General features: G+C 31.6%; 20 protein-coding genes. All 20 read left to right on the top strand.

Annotated features, from left to right (window positions below):
* The first annotated feature begins 20 nt into the window (after window positions 1-20).
* A complete protein-coding gene (spoIIIAC, locus tag BMX10_RS01705) occupies window positions 21-224 on the top strand; it encodes a stage III sporulation protein AC (RefSeq protein WP_330387772.1) in 204 nt (67 codons plus the stop codon).
* 14 nt (window positions 225-238) lie between these two features.
* Window positions 239-625, top strand: coding sequence for a stage III sporulation protein AD (gene spoIIIAD / locus BMX10_RS01700; protein ID WP_090438323.1), 387 nt, complete (start codon window positions 239-241; stop codon window positions 623-625).
* Window positions 626-637: 12 nt separating this feature from the next.
* Window positions 638-1,810 (top strand): stage III sporulation protein AE, encoded by a 1,173-nt coding sequence (gene spoIIIAE, locus BMX10_RS01695; RefSeq protein WP_244272598.1) that lies wholly within the window; start codon window positions 638-640, stop codon window positions 1,808-1,810.
* A gap of 8 nt (window positions 1,811-1,818) precedes the next feature.
* Entirely contained in the window at window positions 1,819-2,439 is a 621-nt protein-coding gene (spoIIIAF, locus tag BMX10_RS01690; RefSeq protein WP_090438320.1) for a stage III sporulation protein AF, read from the top strand.
* A 12-nt stretch (window positions 2,440-2,451) separates the two neighbouring features.
* Window positions 2,452-3,039 (top strand): stage III sporulation protein AG, encoded by a 588-nt coding sequence (gene spoIIIAG, locus BMX10_RS01685; RefSeq protein ID WP_090438317.1) that lies wholly within the window; start codon window positions 2,452-2,454, stop codon window positions 3,037-3,039.
* A 19-nt stretch (window positions 3,040-3,058) separates the two neighbouring features.
* Window positions 3,059-3,784: a SpoIIIAH-like family protein gene (locus BMX10_RS01680; RefSeq protein WP_090438314.1), complete on the top strand. Its 726-nt coding sequence runs from the start codon at window positions 3,059-3,061 to the stop codon at window positions 3,782-3,784.
* A 90-nt stretch (window positions 3,785-3,874) separates the two neighbouring features.
* Window positions 3,875-4,255, top strand: a complete 381-nt coding sequence (locus BMX10_RS01675) for an Asp23/Gls24 family envelope stress response protein (protein WP_090438311.1) — start codon at window positions 3,875-3,877, stop codon at window positions 4,253-4,255.
* A 210-nt stretch (window positions 4,256-4,465) separates the two neighbouring features.
* Window positions 4,466-4,882 carry a transcription antitermination factor NusB gene (gene nusB, locus BMX10_RS01670; protein ID WP_090438308.1) on the top strand — a complete coding sequence of 139 codons (417 nt, stop codon included), beginning with the start codon at window positions 4,466-4,468 and terminating at the stop codon, window positions 4,880-4,882.
* Window positions 4,875-5,846 carry a Kae1-like domain-containing protein gene (locus BMX10_RS01665; RefSeq protein WP_090438305.1) on the top strand — a complete coding sequence of 324 codons (972 nt, stop codon included), beginning with the start codon at window positions 4,875-4,877 and terminating at the stop codon, window positions 5,844-5,846. Before nusB ends, BMX10_RS01665 begins: the two co-directional genes overlap by 8 nt.
* 12 nt (window positions 5,847-5,858) lie before the next feature.
* Complete coding sequence (xseA, locus tag BMX10_RS01660) at window positions 5,859-7,103, top strand: exodeoxyribonuclease VII large subunit (protein WP_090438302.1); 1,245 nt, start codon at window positions 5,859-5,861, stop codon at window positions 7,101-7,103.
* On the top strand, window positions 7,081-7,299 hold the full coding sequence (locus tag BMX10_RS01655; protein ID WP_244272615.1) for an exodeoxyribonuclease VII small subunit: 219 nt from the start codon (window positions 7,081-7,083) through the stop codon (window positions 7,297-7,299). Before xseA ends, BMX10_RS01655 begins: the two co-directional genes overlap by 23 nt.
* A gap of 2 nt (window positions 7,300-7,301) precedes the next feature.
* Entirely contained in the window at window positions 7,302-8,186 is an 885-nt protein-coding gene (locus BMX10_RS01650; RefSeq protein ID WP_090438297.1) for a polyprenyl synthetase family protein, read from the top strand.
* 16 nt (window positions 8,187-8,202) lie between these two features.
* On the top strand, window positions 8,203-8,652 hold the full coding sequence (locus BMX10_RS01645) for a divergent PAP2 family protein (protein ID WP_090438294.1): 450 nt from the start codon (window positions 8,203-8,205) through the stop codon (window positions 8,650-8,652).
* Window positions 8,653-9,411: 759 nt separating this feature from the next.
* Window positions 9,412-10,041: a hypothetical protein gene (locus tag BMX10_RS01635; RefSeq protein ID WP_244272597.1), complete on the top strand. Its 630-nt coding sequence runs from the start codon at window positions 9,412-9,414 to the stop codon at window positions 10,039-10,041.
* Between the two features lie 5 nt (window positions 10,042-10,046).
* The gene (gene dxs / locus BMX10_RS01630; RefSeq protein ID WP_170834629.1) at window positions 10,047-11,951 is read left to right on the top strand and encodes a 1-deoxy-D-xylulose-5-phosphate synthase; all 1,905 of its coding nucleotides are present in this window, start codon (window positions 10,047-10,049) and stop codon (window positions 11,949-11,951) included.
* A gap of 15 nt (window positions 11,952-11,966) precedes the next feature.
* Entirely contained in the window at window positions 11,967-12,773 is an 807-nt protein-coding gene (locus BMX10_RS01625) for a TlyA family RNA methyltransferase (protein ID WP_090438288.1), read from the top strand.
* A 128-nt stretch (window positions 12,774-12,901) separates the two neighbouring features.
* Window positions 12,902-13,351, top strand: a complete 450-nt coding sequence (locus BMX10_RS01620; RefSeq protein WP_090438285.1) for an arginine repressor — start codon at window positions 12,902-12,904, stop codon at window positions 13,349-13,351.
* 14 nt (window positions 13,352-13,365) lie between these two features.
* A complete protein-coding gene (recN, locus tag BMX10_RS01615) occupies window positions 13,366-15,075 on the top strand; it encodes a DNA repair protein RecN (RefSeq protein ID WP_090438282.1) in 1,710 nt (569 codons plus the stop codon).
* Window positions 15,076-15,255: 180 nt separating this feature from the next.
* Window positions 15,256-16,575: a SpoIVB peptidase gene (gene spoIVB / locus BMX10_RS01610; protein ID WP_244272596.1), complete on the top strand. Its 1,320-nt coding sequence runs from the start codon at window positions 15,256-15,258 to the stop codon at window positions 16,573-16,575.
* Window positions 16,576-16,725: 150 nt separating this feature from the next.
* Complete coding sequence (gene spo0A, locus BMX10_RS01605; protein ID WP_090438277.1) at window positions 16,726-17,523, top strand: sporulation transcription factor Spo0A; 798 nt, start codon at window positions 16,726-16,728, stop codon at window positions 17,521-17,523.
* The last annotated feature ends 24 nt before the right edge of the window (window positions 17,524-17,547 follow it).

Genomic DNA, 17,547 nt, shown 5'->3' with positions numbered 1-17,547 from the left:
TTCATAAGGGGGAGAAATAAATGACAATGAGTGTAGATTTAATTTTTAAGATTGCCGCAATAGGAATTTTAGTTTCAGTACTCAATCAAGTGTTGTTAAGGGCCGGAAGAGAAGAACAAGCTATGATGACTACATTAGTAGGGATTATAGTTGTGTTAATGATGGTGATAAATTTAGTTAGTAATTTGTTCGATACTGTAAAAACCATGTTTCAATTGTATTAAGGGTGTGATAGGCAATGGAAATATTTCAAATCGTAGCGATTGGTTTGATAGCTACTTTTCTATCTGTATTAATCAGGAACGAGAAACCTGAGATAGGTATTTATATAGGGCTAGTAACTGGAGTAATTATATTTATTTTTATAGTAACTAAGCTACAAGCCGTGATAACAATATTAAACCAGTTGGCCAACACAATTAATATAGATGATATATACTTATCAACTATTTTAAAAATTGTAGGAATCGCCTATATAGCAGAATTTGGTGCGCAAGTATGTAGAGACGCTGGGGAAGGAGTAATCGCATCTAAAATAGAATTTGCAGGAAAAATTTTAATTATGGTAATGGCAGTACCTATATTAGTATCTTTAATGGATTTGATCATTAACATAGTGCCCTAGGATGTGATATAAGTGAAAAAAATCATTATTGTTTCTATGTTTATTTGCATTTCATTAACCTCAGTAGTTTGGGGTGAAGGAGATCAACTAACTCCAGAAACAATTATTCAGAATCAAATTGAAAAACTAGAAATTGGAGAATTGCAAGAAATAATGGATGTTATTAATAGAGATTTAGAAGAGTATATACCAAGGATAGAAATTAAATCATTTATAACAAGTTTATTAAAAGGAGAAAGCACTATCTCCTTTAACGATATACTGAATGGCAGCCTTAGATTCCTATTCAGAGAAGTTATTGCTAATTGGAAGCTATTGGCACAAATAATTGTACTAGCATCCATATGTGCAATCTTGAAAACACTACAAAGTGCCTTTGAAAATGAAGTTGTTGGTAGACTAGCCTATAATGTGTGTTATCTAGTCATAGTTAGTATTACAATTAAAAGTTTTTTGATTGCAATAAATATTGGGAAAGATACCATCGATTTGATGGTAGGCTTTATGCAAGTGCTGCTACCAGTATTATTAGCTATGCTAATGGCTTTAGGAGGCATAACAACATCTGTCTTTCTACATCCCATTTTATTGGGGGCAATAGGATTCATTGGAACCATCATTAAAACTATTATTTTACCATTAATTTTATTTTCAGCAGTATTGGCAATAGTAAATAATCTTTCATCTAAAATTCAAGTTACTAGATTATCAGCATTACTTAAACAAACAGCTGCAGTAATGTTGGGCTTCATATTAACGGCTTTCGTAGGGCTAATATCTATCCAGGGCATTACTGCTGCAACAGTAGACGGAGTGACTATCAGAACTGCTAAGTTTGCTGTAGACAAATTTATTCCTATTGTAGGAAGTTTTCTATCGGATGCAATGGACACAGTAATAGGTTGTTCATTATTACTAAAAAATGCTGTCGGAGCCATAGGGTTGATCTCCATATTTATACTATGTTTAATACCTATGATAAAAATATTAGCATTAATTATCATCTACAAACTTTGTGCAGCTGTAATCGAACCTATATCAGAAAATGGTTTGGTTGAATGTTTGAATAGTATGAGTACATCTTTAATTTTGTTGTTTGCAACAGTTAGTTCTGTAGCAATTATGTTCTTTATCACAATAACCATTATAATAAGCACTGGCAACATAACAGTGATGATGAGGTAGGTGATTTAGTGGAAATTATTAGAGAATGGATTATAGCAATTGTTTCTGTAATTATATTTGTAACCTTTGTAGAAATTTTAATACCGAACTCAAATAATAAGAGGTATATTAACGTTGTGGTAGGCTTATTAATTATGGTAGTAATACTAAGTCCGCTGCTACATTTTGTAAGAGGTGATGTTAATTTCAACGAGAAAATATTACAGGCTTCTAGTCAGATAGATTATAATACTACAAAAAACAGATTGGATAGTTATTCTGATATGCACAATCAAACTATAGTAACGTTATATAAAAGCCAGTTAACTGAGCAGATGAAGTATCGTATTGAAAATTTATCAAATCTAGAGGTTGTAGATATTGTCCTAGAGATTGAAGAAGAAGAAATAGAGTATTTAGGTTTTATCTACAATGCTGAAATAGTACTAAGAAATATGAATACAGATACTGAAATAAATAAGGATATAGAACCAGTACAAATTGATGTATCTCTTAATAAAAATATTAATAACGAAGAAGTTGAAAGCATATGGATAAATAATGAGAAAGAAACTATAAAAAGTCATTTTAAAACATATTTCAATTTACCTAAAGACAATGTTAATATTCATATACTAAAAGACAAATAAAGGAGGATTAGAATGGATAAGGATAAATTAAAGGGAATGATTAAAGAATTTTTATCAAAAAAGTATATAGCCAACATATTAGTTTTATTGGCAATTGCAATCATGGCACTTATTGTATCAAGTGATTTCCTAACAAAGGACACCAAGACAAAAAATAGTTTTAATGAACCATTGGGAGATGTTCTTGTACAAGGAACTAATATCCAAATGACAGAGGAGGAAATCGTAGAATATAGATTAAAAAACATCTTACAAAGTATTGGAGGAGTAGGGGCAGTAGAAGTAATGATTACCTTTGAAATGGGTACCGAAATCATACCTGCTTCTAATACTACAAAATCTACTGATACTACTGAAGAGAAAGATGCTAGTGGTGGTACAAGGGTTATTGCTTCAGATAATGTTACGGAAACCATTGTCGTTGCAAATGAGGCTAATACACATAGACCTTTAGTTTTAAAAGAAATTAAGCCAAAGGTTAATGGTGTGATTGTAGTGGCAGAAGGAGCAGAGGATGTAGTAATAAAGGCTAAATTATATGATGCAGTTAAAACAGTTTTACAAGTTCCTGGACATAAGGTCCAAGTATACTCAAAATAATAGTTGGGAGGGATTTTTAATGAAATTTTCAAAAATAGGAAGAAAGAATTTTGTAATCTTTTCTTTAGTTGTAATGTTAGGGCTTATTGGGTACATCAACTACAATTTAAACAAACAATCGCTATTGCAAACTTCAAGTGAGTTAGAACAATATAGAATGACAATGTTAGAAGAAAGTGGAGTATTATTAGACTTATTAGATGATGAAAATATAGGAGATGGTGAGGAAACCCAGTCCATAGGTACGGATGATGATACAGATGCTGGTAGTGCTGAGATAAGTCTAGAAGAAACAGGTATTGTTGATAGCAGAGGTAATAATGAGGTTGTAGAGATTGTACAAGAAACCAGTGCACAGATTACAGAAAGCATTACTAGCAAAGAGTCCATGCGAAGCGGTATATATTTTATCGAAAGCAAGCTAGAAAGAGACAAAAAGCGTAGTGAAATGGTGAGTCAATTAAATGATATTATTAATAATCACCTTACTAGTGACGAAATGAGAAACCAAGCACAAAATATAAAAATTGATATGATAGCAAGTACAGAAAAAGAAGTATTGCTTGAAAATATGATTGTAGCAAAAGGATTTAGTGATGCTATTGTATATTTAACAGATAATACCATTAATATAGTAGTAAACAGCGAAAATTTAACAGAGAAAGATGTGGCGAAGATTGTTGACGTGGTAATGCGTGAAACTGATATTGGGATGAGAGGCATAACAATTATGAATAAAAAATAGAATTGTTTGTCAATAGAGATGCAATTTGGTATAATAAAGACTAGATATTAACTGATTACTTATTGAAGGTTGAACTTAGGGGGTATAGGCATGGAAGCAATAGAAAAGCTAGAATATGGAGAAATAAAAATAGCAGATGAGGTAATCGTAACGATAGCAGGCTTAGCAGCTACTGAAGTAGATGGTGTTACAGGAATGAGTGGTGGATTGGTAGACGGTATTGCAGAAAAACTAGGAAAAAGAAGTTTGTCAAAAGGTGTTAAAATTGAAGCTTCTGATGAAGGGGTTGCAATTGATTTATATATCATTGTTGATTATGGAGCTAAAATTCCAGATATAGCTTGGAAAATACAAGACAATGTAAAAACTATAATAGAAAGCATGACGGGAATAAAAGTTTTTGATGTTAATATCCATATACAAGGGGTGAATTTTCCTAAAGAAATTCAAGAAGACAATGTCACATCGTAAAGTTAATAGTTTTTTATTAATTTACTAACCCTCTGGTACCAGAGGGTTAGTTTGAATTAGATAGCAAGCAAAAGAGAGTTATAGATTATAGGTAATAAAAACATAGGTTTTTGGGTAATATCAATTATATAATAGCTTATTATCATAAAAGACAAGCTGACGTGGCTTTAATTTTTAAAAGTACATATATGCAGGAGGAAAATGATAGTTATGAATAGAAAATCAGCTAGAGAGTTATGTATGAAGATTATTTTTGAAATGCTTATGAACAAGGAATATGATATTAAAAAATTGGACAACTATTTATTGGAGGATGAAGATACAAATACTCAAAAAGAATATATAGAAGATGTTATAAATGCTACTGTAAATAATATAGTTGAGGTTAATGGGATTATTGAAGAATATGCTATAGGCTGGACGCTAGAACGTATAGCGAAGGTTGATTTAGCAATTTTACAGTTAGCATTGGTGGAAATACTATATATTGAGGAAATCCCTTATAATGTATCTATAAATGAAGCTGTGGAATTGGCTAAAAAGTATAGTGCTAATGAATCCACCTCCTATATAAATGGTATATTGGGAAGATTTATAGAAAAAACGGGAATCAAAAATAATGAATAAAGAAGCTGCTATTTTAGGTATAGATACTAGTAATTATACTACCTCTTTAGCATTGATTACACTTGAAGATGAACTTTTAGTGGATAAAAGAAAACTATTACCCGTAAAAGAAGGTTTACTGGGTCTGAGACAATCAGAAGCGGTGTTTAACCATATAAAAGAACTGCCTCTTCTTGCAAAAGCAATATCGAAGGAAAATTCTAGGTTCGAGATAGTAGCTATAAGTAGTGCTACAAAACCAAGACCTTTGCCAGATTCTTATATGCCAGTTTTTATTGCGGCAGAATCCTTTGGATATACTATGAGCAATTTATTTCATGTACCATTTTATAAGTTTAGTCATCAAGAAGGGCATATCCAAGCAGGGTTATGGTCTTTAAGTCTAAAACTTAAAAGACCTTTTTTTGCATTACATATATCTGGCGGAACTACAGAATTACTAAAAGTGATTCCTAAAGAAGTAGGGTATAAAATTGATATTTTAGGTAGTAGTAGTGATATAAGTGCAGGTCAGTTTATAGATCGTATTGGAGTTAAGTTAAAACTACCTTTTCCAGCTGGTGCTCATATGGAAGCGTTAATAAATAAGGAAATAGTAGACCATGTAAATATACCCGTTTCTGTAAAAAACAATAGCATAAGTTTTTCAGGTCCTGAAACCTATATACAAAGAAAATTGAAGGAGAATATTAAGGATGACTTAATTGCTTATTCTGTCTTTCAATGTGTCGGTAAATCACTATATCAGTTAATAAAGAATGCTTCAACGCAAGATACCTGTAGAGATATATTGTTAGTTGGCGGAGTAGCTTCTAATAAAATTATTAGAGAATATTTATCAGAGAAGTTGAACCAAGAAGCATTTAAAACATATTTTGCTCTACCTAATTACTGCTCAGATAATGCTGTGGGAATAGCTTCTTTAGGCGTAGAATGCTTTAAGCATAAAGTAGATGGAAATTAAGGGGATATCACAATGAAAATAAAAGCTTTGTCGGTTTCTGAGATAAATAAATATATAAAAAGACTTTTGATTAGTGATCCTATTTTAAGTAATATCTATGTAAAAGGAGAAATATCAAACCTAAAACTACATAGCAGTGGACATATGTACTTTACTTTAAAGGATGAAGACAGTAAAATAGCATGCATTATGTTTAAAGCCAATTGTGATAAGTTAACGACAATACCACAGAACGGCAGCAAGGTTATGGTTAAGGGTTATATTTCTTTATATGAGAGAGATGGATTATATCAGTTATATGTCAATGAAATGGAATCATCTGGATTAGGGGACTTATATATAGCATATGAAAAACTGAAAGCCAAACTAGAAAAGGAAGGGCTCTTTAAATCGGAGAATAAGAAAACCATACCTTTTATACCTGATAAGGTTGCAATTATTACTTCACCTACAGGCGCTGCAATTAGAGACATTATCTCTGTGGTAAAAAGACGCTTTCCTAAAACAAGCTTATATGTTTTTCCAGTTGCTGTACAAGGACAGCTGGCAGCACCTTCGATTGTAAGGGCTCTTGAATTATGTAATACTTTTAATGATATAGAAGTCATTATACTTGGTAGAGGGGGAGGTTCTATAGAGGAATTATGGGCCTTTAACGAAGAAGCTGTTGCTAGAGCAATTTACAATAGCGATATTCCAGTTATTTCAGCAGTTGGACATGAAACAGATTATACTATAGCTGACTTCGTAGCAGATATAAGAGCTCATACACCTTCAGCAGCTGCTGAATTAGCAGTGCCTAAATTTGTTGATGTAGTGGAGACACTTGAGACTATAAATAGAAGACTAATATATACTATGAATATAAAAATACATGAAGAAAAAAAGAAGCTTGATGCTATTAAAAACAATTATCATTTTAAATATCCTTTAAATTATATTTATGATGAAAAACAGCAAATTGATGAATTAAATAAAAACCTTGTAAAAACAATAAGACAAAAAATTCATGATCATAAAGTAGTATTAAACAATAAAATTGAACGTCTAAATAGTTTGAATCCTCTATCTGTTTTTTCCAGAGGCTATGCTATTGCAAGAGACACTGAGGGTAATACCATAAAAAGCATAGAACAGGTTAAAATGAATGATGTAATAAGCATCAGTATGCTGGATGGAGAAGTAACTGCAAGGGTGGAAAATTTAATAAAGGAGGACAAGTCTTTTGGAAAAAATGGATTACGAGAAAGCTATTAAGCGACTGCAAGAAATAATAGAACAGTTGGAAAACAAAGAATTATCTTTAGATGATTCTTTGAAGTTGTTTCAAGAAGGTATAGAATTGTATAGATGCTGTAACACAAAACTGAATAATGCTGAAGAAAAAATACTCATGATTGTAGAAGAAAATGGAGTTACAACAACAACGCCATTTTTAGAGGGGGAACAATAACCATGGAGTGGAAGCAACAGTTGAATGATTATATCAAATTAATCAATAATGAACTTGAGCGCTATATTAGTTTAAAGCATTATAAGAATAGAACACTGATACAAGCTATGGAGTATAGTTTAACGGCAGGTGGAAAAAGACTGAGACCCATATTAGCTATTGCTTCCTATGAGCTGTTCAATAGTAATGTGGAAAGAGTATTACCTTATGCCTGTGGTATTGAAATGATTCATACTTATTCTTTAATCCATGATGATTTGCCAGCAATGGACAACGATGATTATAGACGAGGTAAACTGACCAATCACAAGGTGTTCGGGGAAGGGGTGGCTATCTTAGCTGGAGATGGCTTGTTAAATTATGCTTTCGAGATAATGCTTCAGGATGCAGTAAAACATAATGATATGAGAAGATATGTAGAAAGTATAAAAAGTATTGCCGAGGGAGCTGGGATTAATGGAATGATAGGTGGGCAAATTGTGGACATTGAAAGCGAAGGCAAAACAATTGATAAAGAGACTTTAGAATATATACACTTATGTAAAACTGCCGCATTGATTACTGTATCCCTAAAAATCGGGGCAATAATTGCAAATGCCGATGAAAAGGATATAAAGAATATGGAGACTATTGGAGAAAATTTAGGATTAGCCTTTCAAATAAGAGATGATATACTAGACATAATTGGAGAAAATGAAAAAATGGGTAAGAATGTGGGCAGTGACATAAAAAGCAAAAAGTCTACTTATCCATCATTATATGGACTTGATTACTCTATTAATAAAGTAAAAGAATTAGCCTTGAATACGAATGATATTTTGAAACAATATAATAAATCAAGTTTTCTATTTGAATTGAACAACTATTTAATTAATAGAGAGTATTAACTAAGGAGGAAACTTAGTGAGTTTTTTTGATGCTTTTTTTAACAATAAAATTTTGATGGCTTCAATAATAGCGTGGTTTATAGCTCAAACAATAAAAGTTATACATACTTTTATTGTTGATAAGCGATTTAATGCATCACGTTTTGTTGGCTCAGGTGGAATGCCTAGCTCTCACTCCTCTTTTGTCATGGCCCTGACTACTGCAACAGGCCTTACACATGGTTGGGATTCCGCAGTTTTTGCCATTGCTCTTGTTTTTTCTTTAGTGGTTATGTACGATGCTGCCGGAGTAAGAAATGCGGTAGGGAAGCAAGCTATTATTATTAATAAAATTATTGAAGACATTCATCATAAAAAGGAAAAAAAGCTTACGGAACAAAGATTAAAGGAGTTAATTGGACATACACCAATTGAAGTAGTGGCAGGAGCTATTTTAGGGGTAATAATAGCCAATATAGTCATTTGATAAATATTTGTGCTTATGCTATAATTTTTGCTATATTATCTGTAGTGGTACAGTATTCTAGTCAGTTAAATTAACTTGGAAGGCGGGGCTAAAAATCCGTTGAAGGGCATGTCGATGAAGTTCTTGGTTTCGGCTTCTGACGCCCAGTTGGGGGTCGTTTCTGGGAGTAAGGAGATGGGGGCGATCTGCAAAGGCATGCAGGCGATGACCCTCGCTCCGTGGAGGCCATTTTCAATTTTTATTGAAGTGGAGGAAACCTATAGATTTGTGCAATCTGTGCGAATCATAGTGTAGCCTGCCTTGAGTGGAGTAGGCAGATAAATAGATCAGGTTTTAGAAATCAGGGCCCGATGGAAAAAATCATTGCTATTTGAAATCTATTCTGCAAAAGAGGCTAAGAGTTAATTTATACTGTTGAGGAAAACTCCTAGACTGTTCCAATGGAAGTATGTTAAGGATTACAGTGCGGACTAAGTGGTATTCCAGTCCTGTTTATGGTGACAAAGCAGAGATTAGTTTAAAGGGAAACCGCTACTTTGGCGACAGGTAGTATTAATCTGGGAAATCCTACTGGACCTAAGCCGTAAAATTTACTTAACATACTGCCACTACAACTTAAGGCTGATAGCTGATGCTATCAGCCTTAAGTTTATTAATAAAGAAAAAACTAGAAAAATCCATTAAAGGAAAACTAACATATTTTCCCTTATAAAGTAGATTATCCTTTATAGTAGTAGTATAATAGTTGGAGGGATATTTTTGTCTAAGAATAATGATAATGGTAAAAAAGGTAATAATGATAATAGTGATATTTGGAAAAAATATAATCTGAAATGGGTTATTATTGTTTCAATATGGACTTTTTTGTTAACAATTATTATAAGCATTGCTGCTGAAATGGTTTTTATTAATACTACGCTTATATTCGCATTTATAATTTTAATTGGCATTGTATTGACGGGAGTTATTAGTGATATGATTGGTATAGCGGTAACCTTTGCTTCTATAAAACCATTTCATGCAATGGCTGCAGATAAGGTCGAAGGTGCCAAAAATGCAATAAATCTATTGAAAAATGCTGGACCTGTATCAAATTTCTGCAATGATGTTATAGGTGATATTTGTGGAATCGTCAGTGGAGTAGCAGGAATTAGCATAATTCTACAGTTGGACAACTTGGATTTCCCCATCAACCGTGCACTGACTACAGTGATTATGAGTGGGTTTATAGCTTCATTAACCGTAGGAGGAAAAGCAATTGGAAAAAGTATAGCAATCATACATTCTCATACTATAGTCTATAACACAGCGAGATTTCTGTATTTTATTGATAAAAAATTAGGGATTAATCTATCCTCTAGCACCACAAAAAATAAGAAAGAGAGATGATAACTATGTACAAGTTGTTAGAACAAATCAACTCTCCTAATGATTTAAAGAAAATGAAAAGCTATCAGATTAAATTGTTAGCAGAAGAAATCAGAAATTTTTTAGTTGAGTCTGTCTCTAAAACAGGTGGTCATTTAGCTTCAAATCTTGGGGTTGTAGAATTAACATTAGCCTTACATACTGTTTATGATAGTTTGCAAGATAAGATTATTTGGGACGTAGGTCATCAAAGTTATGTTCACAAGATTCTTACAGATAGAAGAAAGCAGTTTTCTACTTTAAGGCAGTATAAAGGTATAAGTGGATTTCCTAAAAGATATGAGAGTTCTCATGATCATTTTGATACTGGTCATAGCAGTACTTCTATATCTGCTGCATTGGGGATGGCGTGTTCAAGAGATTTAAACAAAGAAAAACATTCAGTTATTGCAGTGATAGGAGATGGAGCATTAACTGGTGGTATGGCTTTTGAAGCATTAAACCATGCAGGACAAAGCAAGAAAAATATTATTGTTATTTTAAATGATAATGCAATGTCAATTTCTCATAATGTAGGAGGCTTATCAAATTACTTAAATAAAATTAGAACCAATGCTGTGTATTCAAAAGTAAAGGACGATTTTGAGAGCTTAATTAATAATATTCCTGCCATAGGAAAAAGCGTTTTTAAAACAGCTGAAAAGGCTAAAGATTGTATTAAGTATTTTTTCGTACCTGGTATTTTATTTGAAGAGCTTGGTTTTAAATATATTGGGCCAATAGACGGTCATGATTATAGTCAGCTATGTAATGTATTAAAAAATTGTAAAAATATAAAAGGACCTATTTTGTTACATGTAATGACTAAAAAAGGCAAAGGCTATCAACCAGCAGAGAAGTATCCTGATAAATTTCATGGAGTTAGTCCGTTTATGATAGAAACTGGTAAACCTGCTTCTTCGTCAAATAAAATATCTTATTCTGAGGTGGTAGGTAATACTCTAGTAGAATGTGGAGAGAAAAATAATAGGGTTGTGGCTATAACTGCTGCTATGCCAGCAGGAACAGGTTTAAGTGGTTTTCAAAAACGTTTCCCTGAAAGATTTTTTGATGTTGGCATTGCTGAACAACATGCCATTACTTTTGCCGCTGGCCTAGCTGCTACAGGATATAAGCCTTTTTTTGCAGTATATTCAACTTTTCTACAAAGAGGATATGATCAAATTATACACGATATTTGTCTGCAAAATTTACCAGTTACCTTGTTAATTGATAGAGCCGGGTTAGTTGGAAATGATGGTGAAACTCATCATGGTGCTTTTGATTTGTCATTTCTATTACCAATTCCCAATTTAACGATTATGGCTCCTAAAGATGGATCTGAACTCAAAAAAATGATTCAATATTCCATAAGTGAGAATAAACCGATAGCCATAAGGTATCCTAGGGGATCTGCCATAAACCTACAGAGTCCTTCTGAAAATAATGATATTATTACTGGAAAAGGCGAAATACTATACCATGAAGGTAATGATGTTTTATTAATTGCTGTAGGACATATGAATGCCATGGTGTTAGGACTGTGTAATAAATTAAAGGAAAACAGCATTGATGCTACTTTAATAAATCCAAGATTTATAAAGCCATTGGATGAAGATTTAATTATAAAGAATGCAACAAAAGCTAAGAAAATCTACGTTATAGAAGATAATGCTAAAATTGGCGGGGTAGGTCTTCAAATACAGGGACTACTCAATAAGTATAGTATCTATAAAGAAGTGCATACTATCGGATTGCCGGATGAATTTATCCAACATGGCGATACGAGTACATTATATGATCTCTATGGATTAACTGAGGAAGAAATATTTAAAAGAATATGTGAGGCTTTTCAGAAAAAAGCTATTAAAAATATTGTTATTACACGGTAATAGGAGAAAATTCTCATGGAAAAAATTAGAATAGACACATTTTTAGTAGAACATGGCTACTTTAATACTAGAGAAAAAGCAAGGCGTACGATAATGGCGGGTTTAGTTTTTGTAGATAATCAAAAAATAGATAAACCTGGGACGAAAATAAAAAGAGATTCAGAAATTCTAGTAAAAGGCAACCCTATTCCTTATGTTAGTAGAGGAGGACTTAAATTAGAAAAAGCAATAAAAGAATTTAACATCAGCCTTAATAATAAAATTTGCTTTGATATAGGTGCGTCTACTGGAGGATTTACTGATTGCATGCTCCAAAACAATGCAAAAATGGTATATGCTATTGATGTGGGATATGGTCAATTAGATTGGAAATTGAGGCAAGATCCTAGGGTTGTTGTAATGGAAAGAACAAATATAAGATATGTAGAAAGCAAGGATATTGAAGAATTGGGAGATTTCGCTTCAATTGATGTATCTTTTATATCATTAAGACTAGTGCTACCTGTAATGAAAAAGCTCCTTAAACCCTCTTCAAATATTGTAGCATTAATAAAACCTCAGTTTGAAGCTGGTAGAGAAAAAGTTGGTAAGAAAGGCGTTGTTAAGGATATCGCAACTCATAAAGAGGTAGTCAAAGATATCTTAACTTTTACGAAATCCCTAGATTTGAAAATAATAGGTTTTTCTTACTCACCTATCAAAGGACCAGAAGGAAATATTGAGTATCTATTATATATATCAGATAAGTCAAATGACAGCATAGAAATTACTGAAGATAATGTAAATAGGATTATTGAGGTTTCCCATGAAGAATTAAATTAGTATTTAATAAATAATAATTTAGTTTTTTGAAGGAAAATATCTTTTTTTGAAGAATACAAGATATTATTAAAATATTTGAAGGTATTTAATTAATGTTGCTTTCAAGCATTAGAATGGGGAGGATTTCTATGAAGTATACAAGGCATGCAAAGATTTTAGAAATCATAGAAAATAGAGAAATAGAAACTCAAGAAGAATTGTCTGAAGAGCTAAAAAGAATAGGTTTGAATGTAACTCAAGCAACGGTATCTAGAGACATCAAAGAATTAAGACTTATTAAAGTGCTATCTAAAAGTGGTAAGTATAAGTATGCTACTTTAAAAAGTCAAGATACAATATTATCTGATAGGTTGGTTAGGCTATTTAAAGATGCCATTATTTCCTATGATCATGCCGGCAATATTTTAGTTTTAAAAACTATACCTGCTGCTGCCCAAGCTGCAGCTTCAGCTATTGATGCTACTAACTTTGATGGCATTGTAGGAACTGTTGCAGGAGATGATACAATATTTGTGTTAGTTAGAGATAGTGATAAAATGGAAGAGATGAAAGATAAATTTAGAAAATTGATGAGATAGAATGGGGGGCCTTTATGCTTTTAGAGCTAGAGGTTAGAGATTTTGCATTAATCGATAGACTTAATGTGAATTTCGATAAAGGATTAAATATACTAACTGGAGAAACTGGTGCTGGGAAATCTATTATACTTGATGCAATTAATATGGCTATTGGTGAACGTGCCGATCGAGAATTTGTCAGGACTGGCGCAAAAAAGTCTGTTATTCAAGCAGTTTTTTCTATGGAAGATGTAATAGATTTTCATCAAACTTTAGAGAAGTATGGTGTAAACTCTGAAGAGGAGGATGTATTAATTGTAACACGAGAAATATATGCTAATGGAAGAAGTATCAGTAGAGTGAACGGAATCATTGTAAATCAAAGCATACTAAAACATATCACAGAAAAACTAATTGATATCCATGGACAACATCAACATCAATCTCTTTTAAATACTGAATTTCACATAGATGCTTTAGATGCTTATGGTGGTAATGAATTAATTGGATTATTAAATACATTATCAAAGAAGTACAAGAATTTTCTTCTATTGCAAAATGAATTACAGTCTTTTTGTTATGATGAAGTAGAGAGAGAAAGAAAAATAGATTTACTTAAATTTCAGATGCAGGAAATAGATGCAGCAAAGCTTCAAATAGGTGAGGAAGAGGAATTAAATCAACAAAGAAACATCATTGGCAATAGTGAGAAAATATATGCTACACTAGGAAACATTTATGAAACTTTTTATAATAGTAGTTTTCAACCCTCAGTATTGGATCACATTGCATCAAGTGTTAAGTCCCTTCAAAGTATCTCAAATTTTGATAATGACCTAGGTTATTTTTATGCAACCTTAGAAGATATAGAATATAAGATTCAAGATATTGTTAGAGAAATAAATAATTATCAGGAACAAGTGAATTTTAATCCAGAAGTATTAGAAGAAATAGAAAAAAGATTAGATACTATAAATAATCTAAAAAGAAAGTATGGTAAAACTATAGAAATCATTCTAGCTTATAGAGATTCTGTTGAAGAGGAATTAAATAATTATATAAATAGTGAAGAAAAAATTTCAAAGTTAATAAGTACTATCGAGAAGACAAAAGAAGAGCTTTTAGATTTAGCTATTAGAATAAGTAAATTAAGGTGTCAAGCAGCAAAATCCTTTCAAAATCAAGTAATCAGTATTTTACAAAGCTTAAACATGAAAAATGTATCTTTTACAGTTTCTATCACTAAACAAAAAGATTCTAATGATGAAATTAAGCTTTCTAAGAAGGGTATTGATAAAGTAGAATTTATGTTGTCCTCTAATATAGGAGAACCTTTAAAACCTCTATCAAAAATTGCATCTGGTGGAGAAATGTCAAGAATTATGCTAGCTTTAAAAACAATATTAGCTCATGTAGATAATATTCCAACCTTAATTTTTGATGAAATTGATACTGGTATTAGTGGTATAACGGCACAAACTGTAGCAGAAAAATTATATGATATTTCTAGTAATAGACAAGTCATTTGTATTACACATTTGCCACAGATTGCTGCAAAGGCAGATGAGCATTTTTTGATTGAGAAACATTCTACTGAGAAAAATACTAAAACTCTAATAAGAAAGATGGATAGAAAAAGCAGAATATATGAGCTTGGCAGATTATTAGGAGGAGAAATAACAGATATCACTTTAAAACATGCTGAAGAACTAATCAATAAAGCTAATAAAAAAAACAAAAGCTAATAGTAGCTTTTGTTTTTTTTATTAATATTTTAGCCAAAAAAGGATTAAAGTTACAAGTTTATTATAATTTATACATAATAATCACTCTTTAAATAAGCCAAATTAATCTTAGAGATTCTAAATCTTGATACTAGTAAATTTCTAGATATAAAGATTATGCTTGTTAGGAGAGTGGTTTTGTTGATCAATAAAATAAAATATAAAAAGTATTTAAGTTATATAATGTGTTTTACTTTAATTTTTACAGCGTATGTTCTCTTTATAGAAATTACAGGTGGATTAGATAAAGAATATAACATCTCAATAGGAGACAACTATACATTAAATCAAAGATTTCCTCTGTTTCTTTCTACATCAGATACAGGATTAAATTCTATCATACAGATAGAAAAATTAAATCAAAGAAGGCTAAATTTAAATAAAAGCTTTCATTTAAAAACAGTTGATAAAGGCACCACAAATTTCCAGCTAAAAGTATTTGGTCTAGTACCTTATAGAAATATTAGAGTAAATGTAGTTCCTCAAATAGAGGTAATACCAGGTGGACATTCTATAGGGGTAAGATTAAACACTAAAGGTGTGTTAGTGGTAGGTACTGCCCAAATAACTGATAAGAATGGGAATGTTTATAATTTAGCAGAAACTGCTGGAATTAAAATAGGAGACTCATTAATCGCTATTAACAATATTAAAGTAAATAATGCTGAGCATGTAGGAAATTTGATTCAAAATAGTAGAGGTGAAGCACTTAATTTAACTCTTAAAAGAGATACAAAAGAATATAGTATATCTATAGAACCAGTTCAATCTTTAGAAGATCAACAGTATAGGCTTGGATTATGGGTTAGAGATAAAACTGCAGGTGTTGGAACAATGACATTTAACCATCCTGAAACTAACAAATTTGGAGCCTTAGGTCATGCCATAACAGATATTGATACTGGTAATATATTGTCTATTAAAAATGGCGAAGTAATCAAGTCAAGAGTTGTATCTATACAGCAGGGTAAAAGAGGAAAGCCAGGGGAGATAAGAGGAATTTTTTATGATGTTAATGAACCGCTTGGTAAACTAGAAAAAAATACAGATTATGGAGTATACGGAGAATTAATAAATGTCTTGGATAATGAAATCTATAACAAACCAATTCCTATTGCATATCAGCATGAGATAAATGAAGGACCAGCACATATCCTAACAACGGTTGATACCAATAGAATAGAAAAATATGAGATAGAAATAACTAGAATTAATCCTCAAGCTAGAGTAGACTCTAAAAGTATGATAATCAAGGTCACAGATAAAGAATTATTAGAAAAAACTGGTGGAATTGTACAAGGAATGAGTGGGAGTCCAATTATCCAAAATGAGAAATTAGTTGGTGCTGTAACACATGTACTTATTAATGATCCTACAAAAGGCTACGGCATTTTTATTGAATGGATGATTGAAGAATCGGGAATATTTGATAAAAAATATAAAAATGTTGTAGAAAATTAGAAAATATAGGGGAACGAAATATTGTAAAATTTTGAAGTTTTTTCTAGGGGAGGAAGGAATAAAAATTCACTTGTCGAATAAATAATTTTATAGAGATAATATAATATTAAAAATTTAGAGAAAAAAAACAGTATTTCAGGGGGGTTTATAGTGAAAAGTGAAAAAATATCTGTATTAATCGTTGATGACAATGAGGATTTTTGTGATATCTTGAGTGAATATTTAGAAAGGCAAGAAGATATTCATGTATCAGGTATTGCTCAAGACGGGTTAAAGGCAATAGAATTAATTAATGAAAAAATGCCCGATTTAGTAATATTAGACATAATCATGCCACATTTAGATGGTTTAGGAGTTTTAGAAAGACTTAACAAAATGAATCTACAGAAATTTCCTAAAATTATCATATTATCAGCAGTTGGGCAAGACAAAATTACACAACGTGCTATTAACTTAGGAGCAGATTATTATGTAATAAAGCCTTTTGATTTTGAAGTTTTTATTGATAGGATTAGACAGATGACAGGAGGTTCAAATAATAGTAATAGGAGAAGAGTAAGTATTGGAACCTCAACTTCATTAATAACAAATAACACTAGTTTAGAAGCAGAGATAACAAATATTATTCATGAAATAGGTGTTCCAGCCCATATAAAAGGATATCTATATTTAAGAGAAGCCATTACTATGGTAATAGAGAATGTAGAATTATTAAGTGCAGTTACAAAGGAATTATATCCATCAATAGCAAAGAGATTTAATACAACACCTAGTAGGGTTGAACGAGCTATAAGGCATGCTATAGAAGTAGCTTGGAGTAGAGGAAAAGTAGATACTATTAATAATTTATTTGGCTATACTGTCCATAATGATAAAGGTAAACCAACCAATAGTGAATTTATCGCTATGGTGGCTGATAAATTAAGATTAGAAAAAAGAGTTAGTTAAAAGTACTAAAAAAAGATACCTTCT

Source organism: Natronincola peptidivorans, from assembly GCF_900111615.1.
GTDB lineage: Bacteria > Bacillota > Clostridia > Peptostreptococcales > Natronincolaceae > Natronincola_A > Natronincola_A peptidivorans.
The sequence above is the reverse complement of the archived record's forward strand: the minus strand, read 5'-3'. Positions and strand labels throughout refer to the sequence as shown.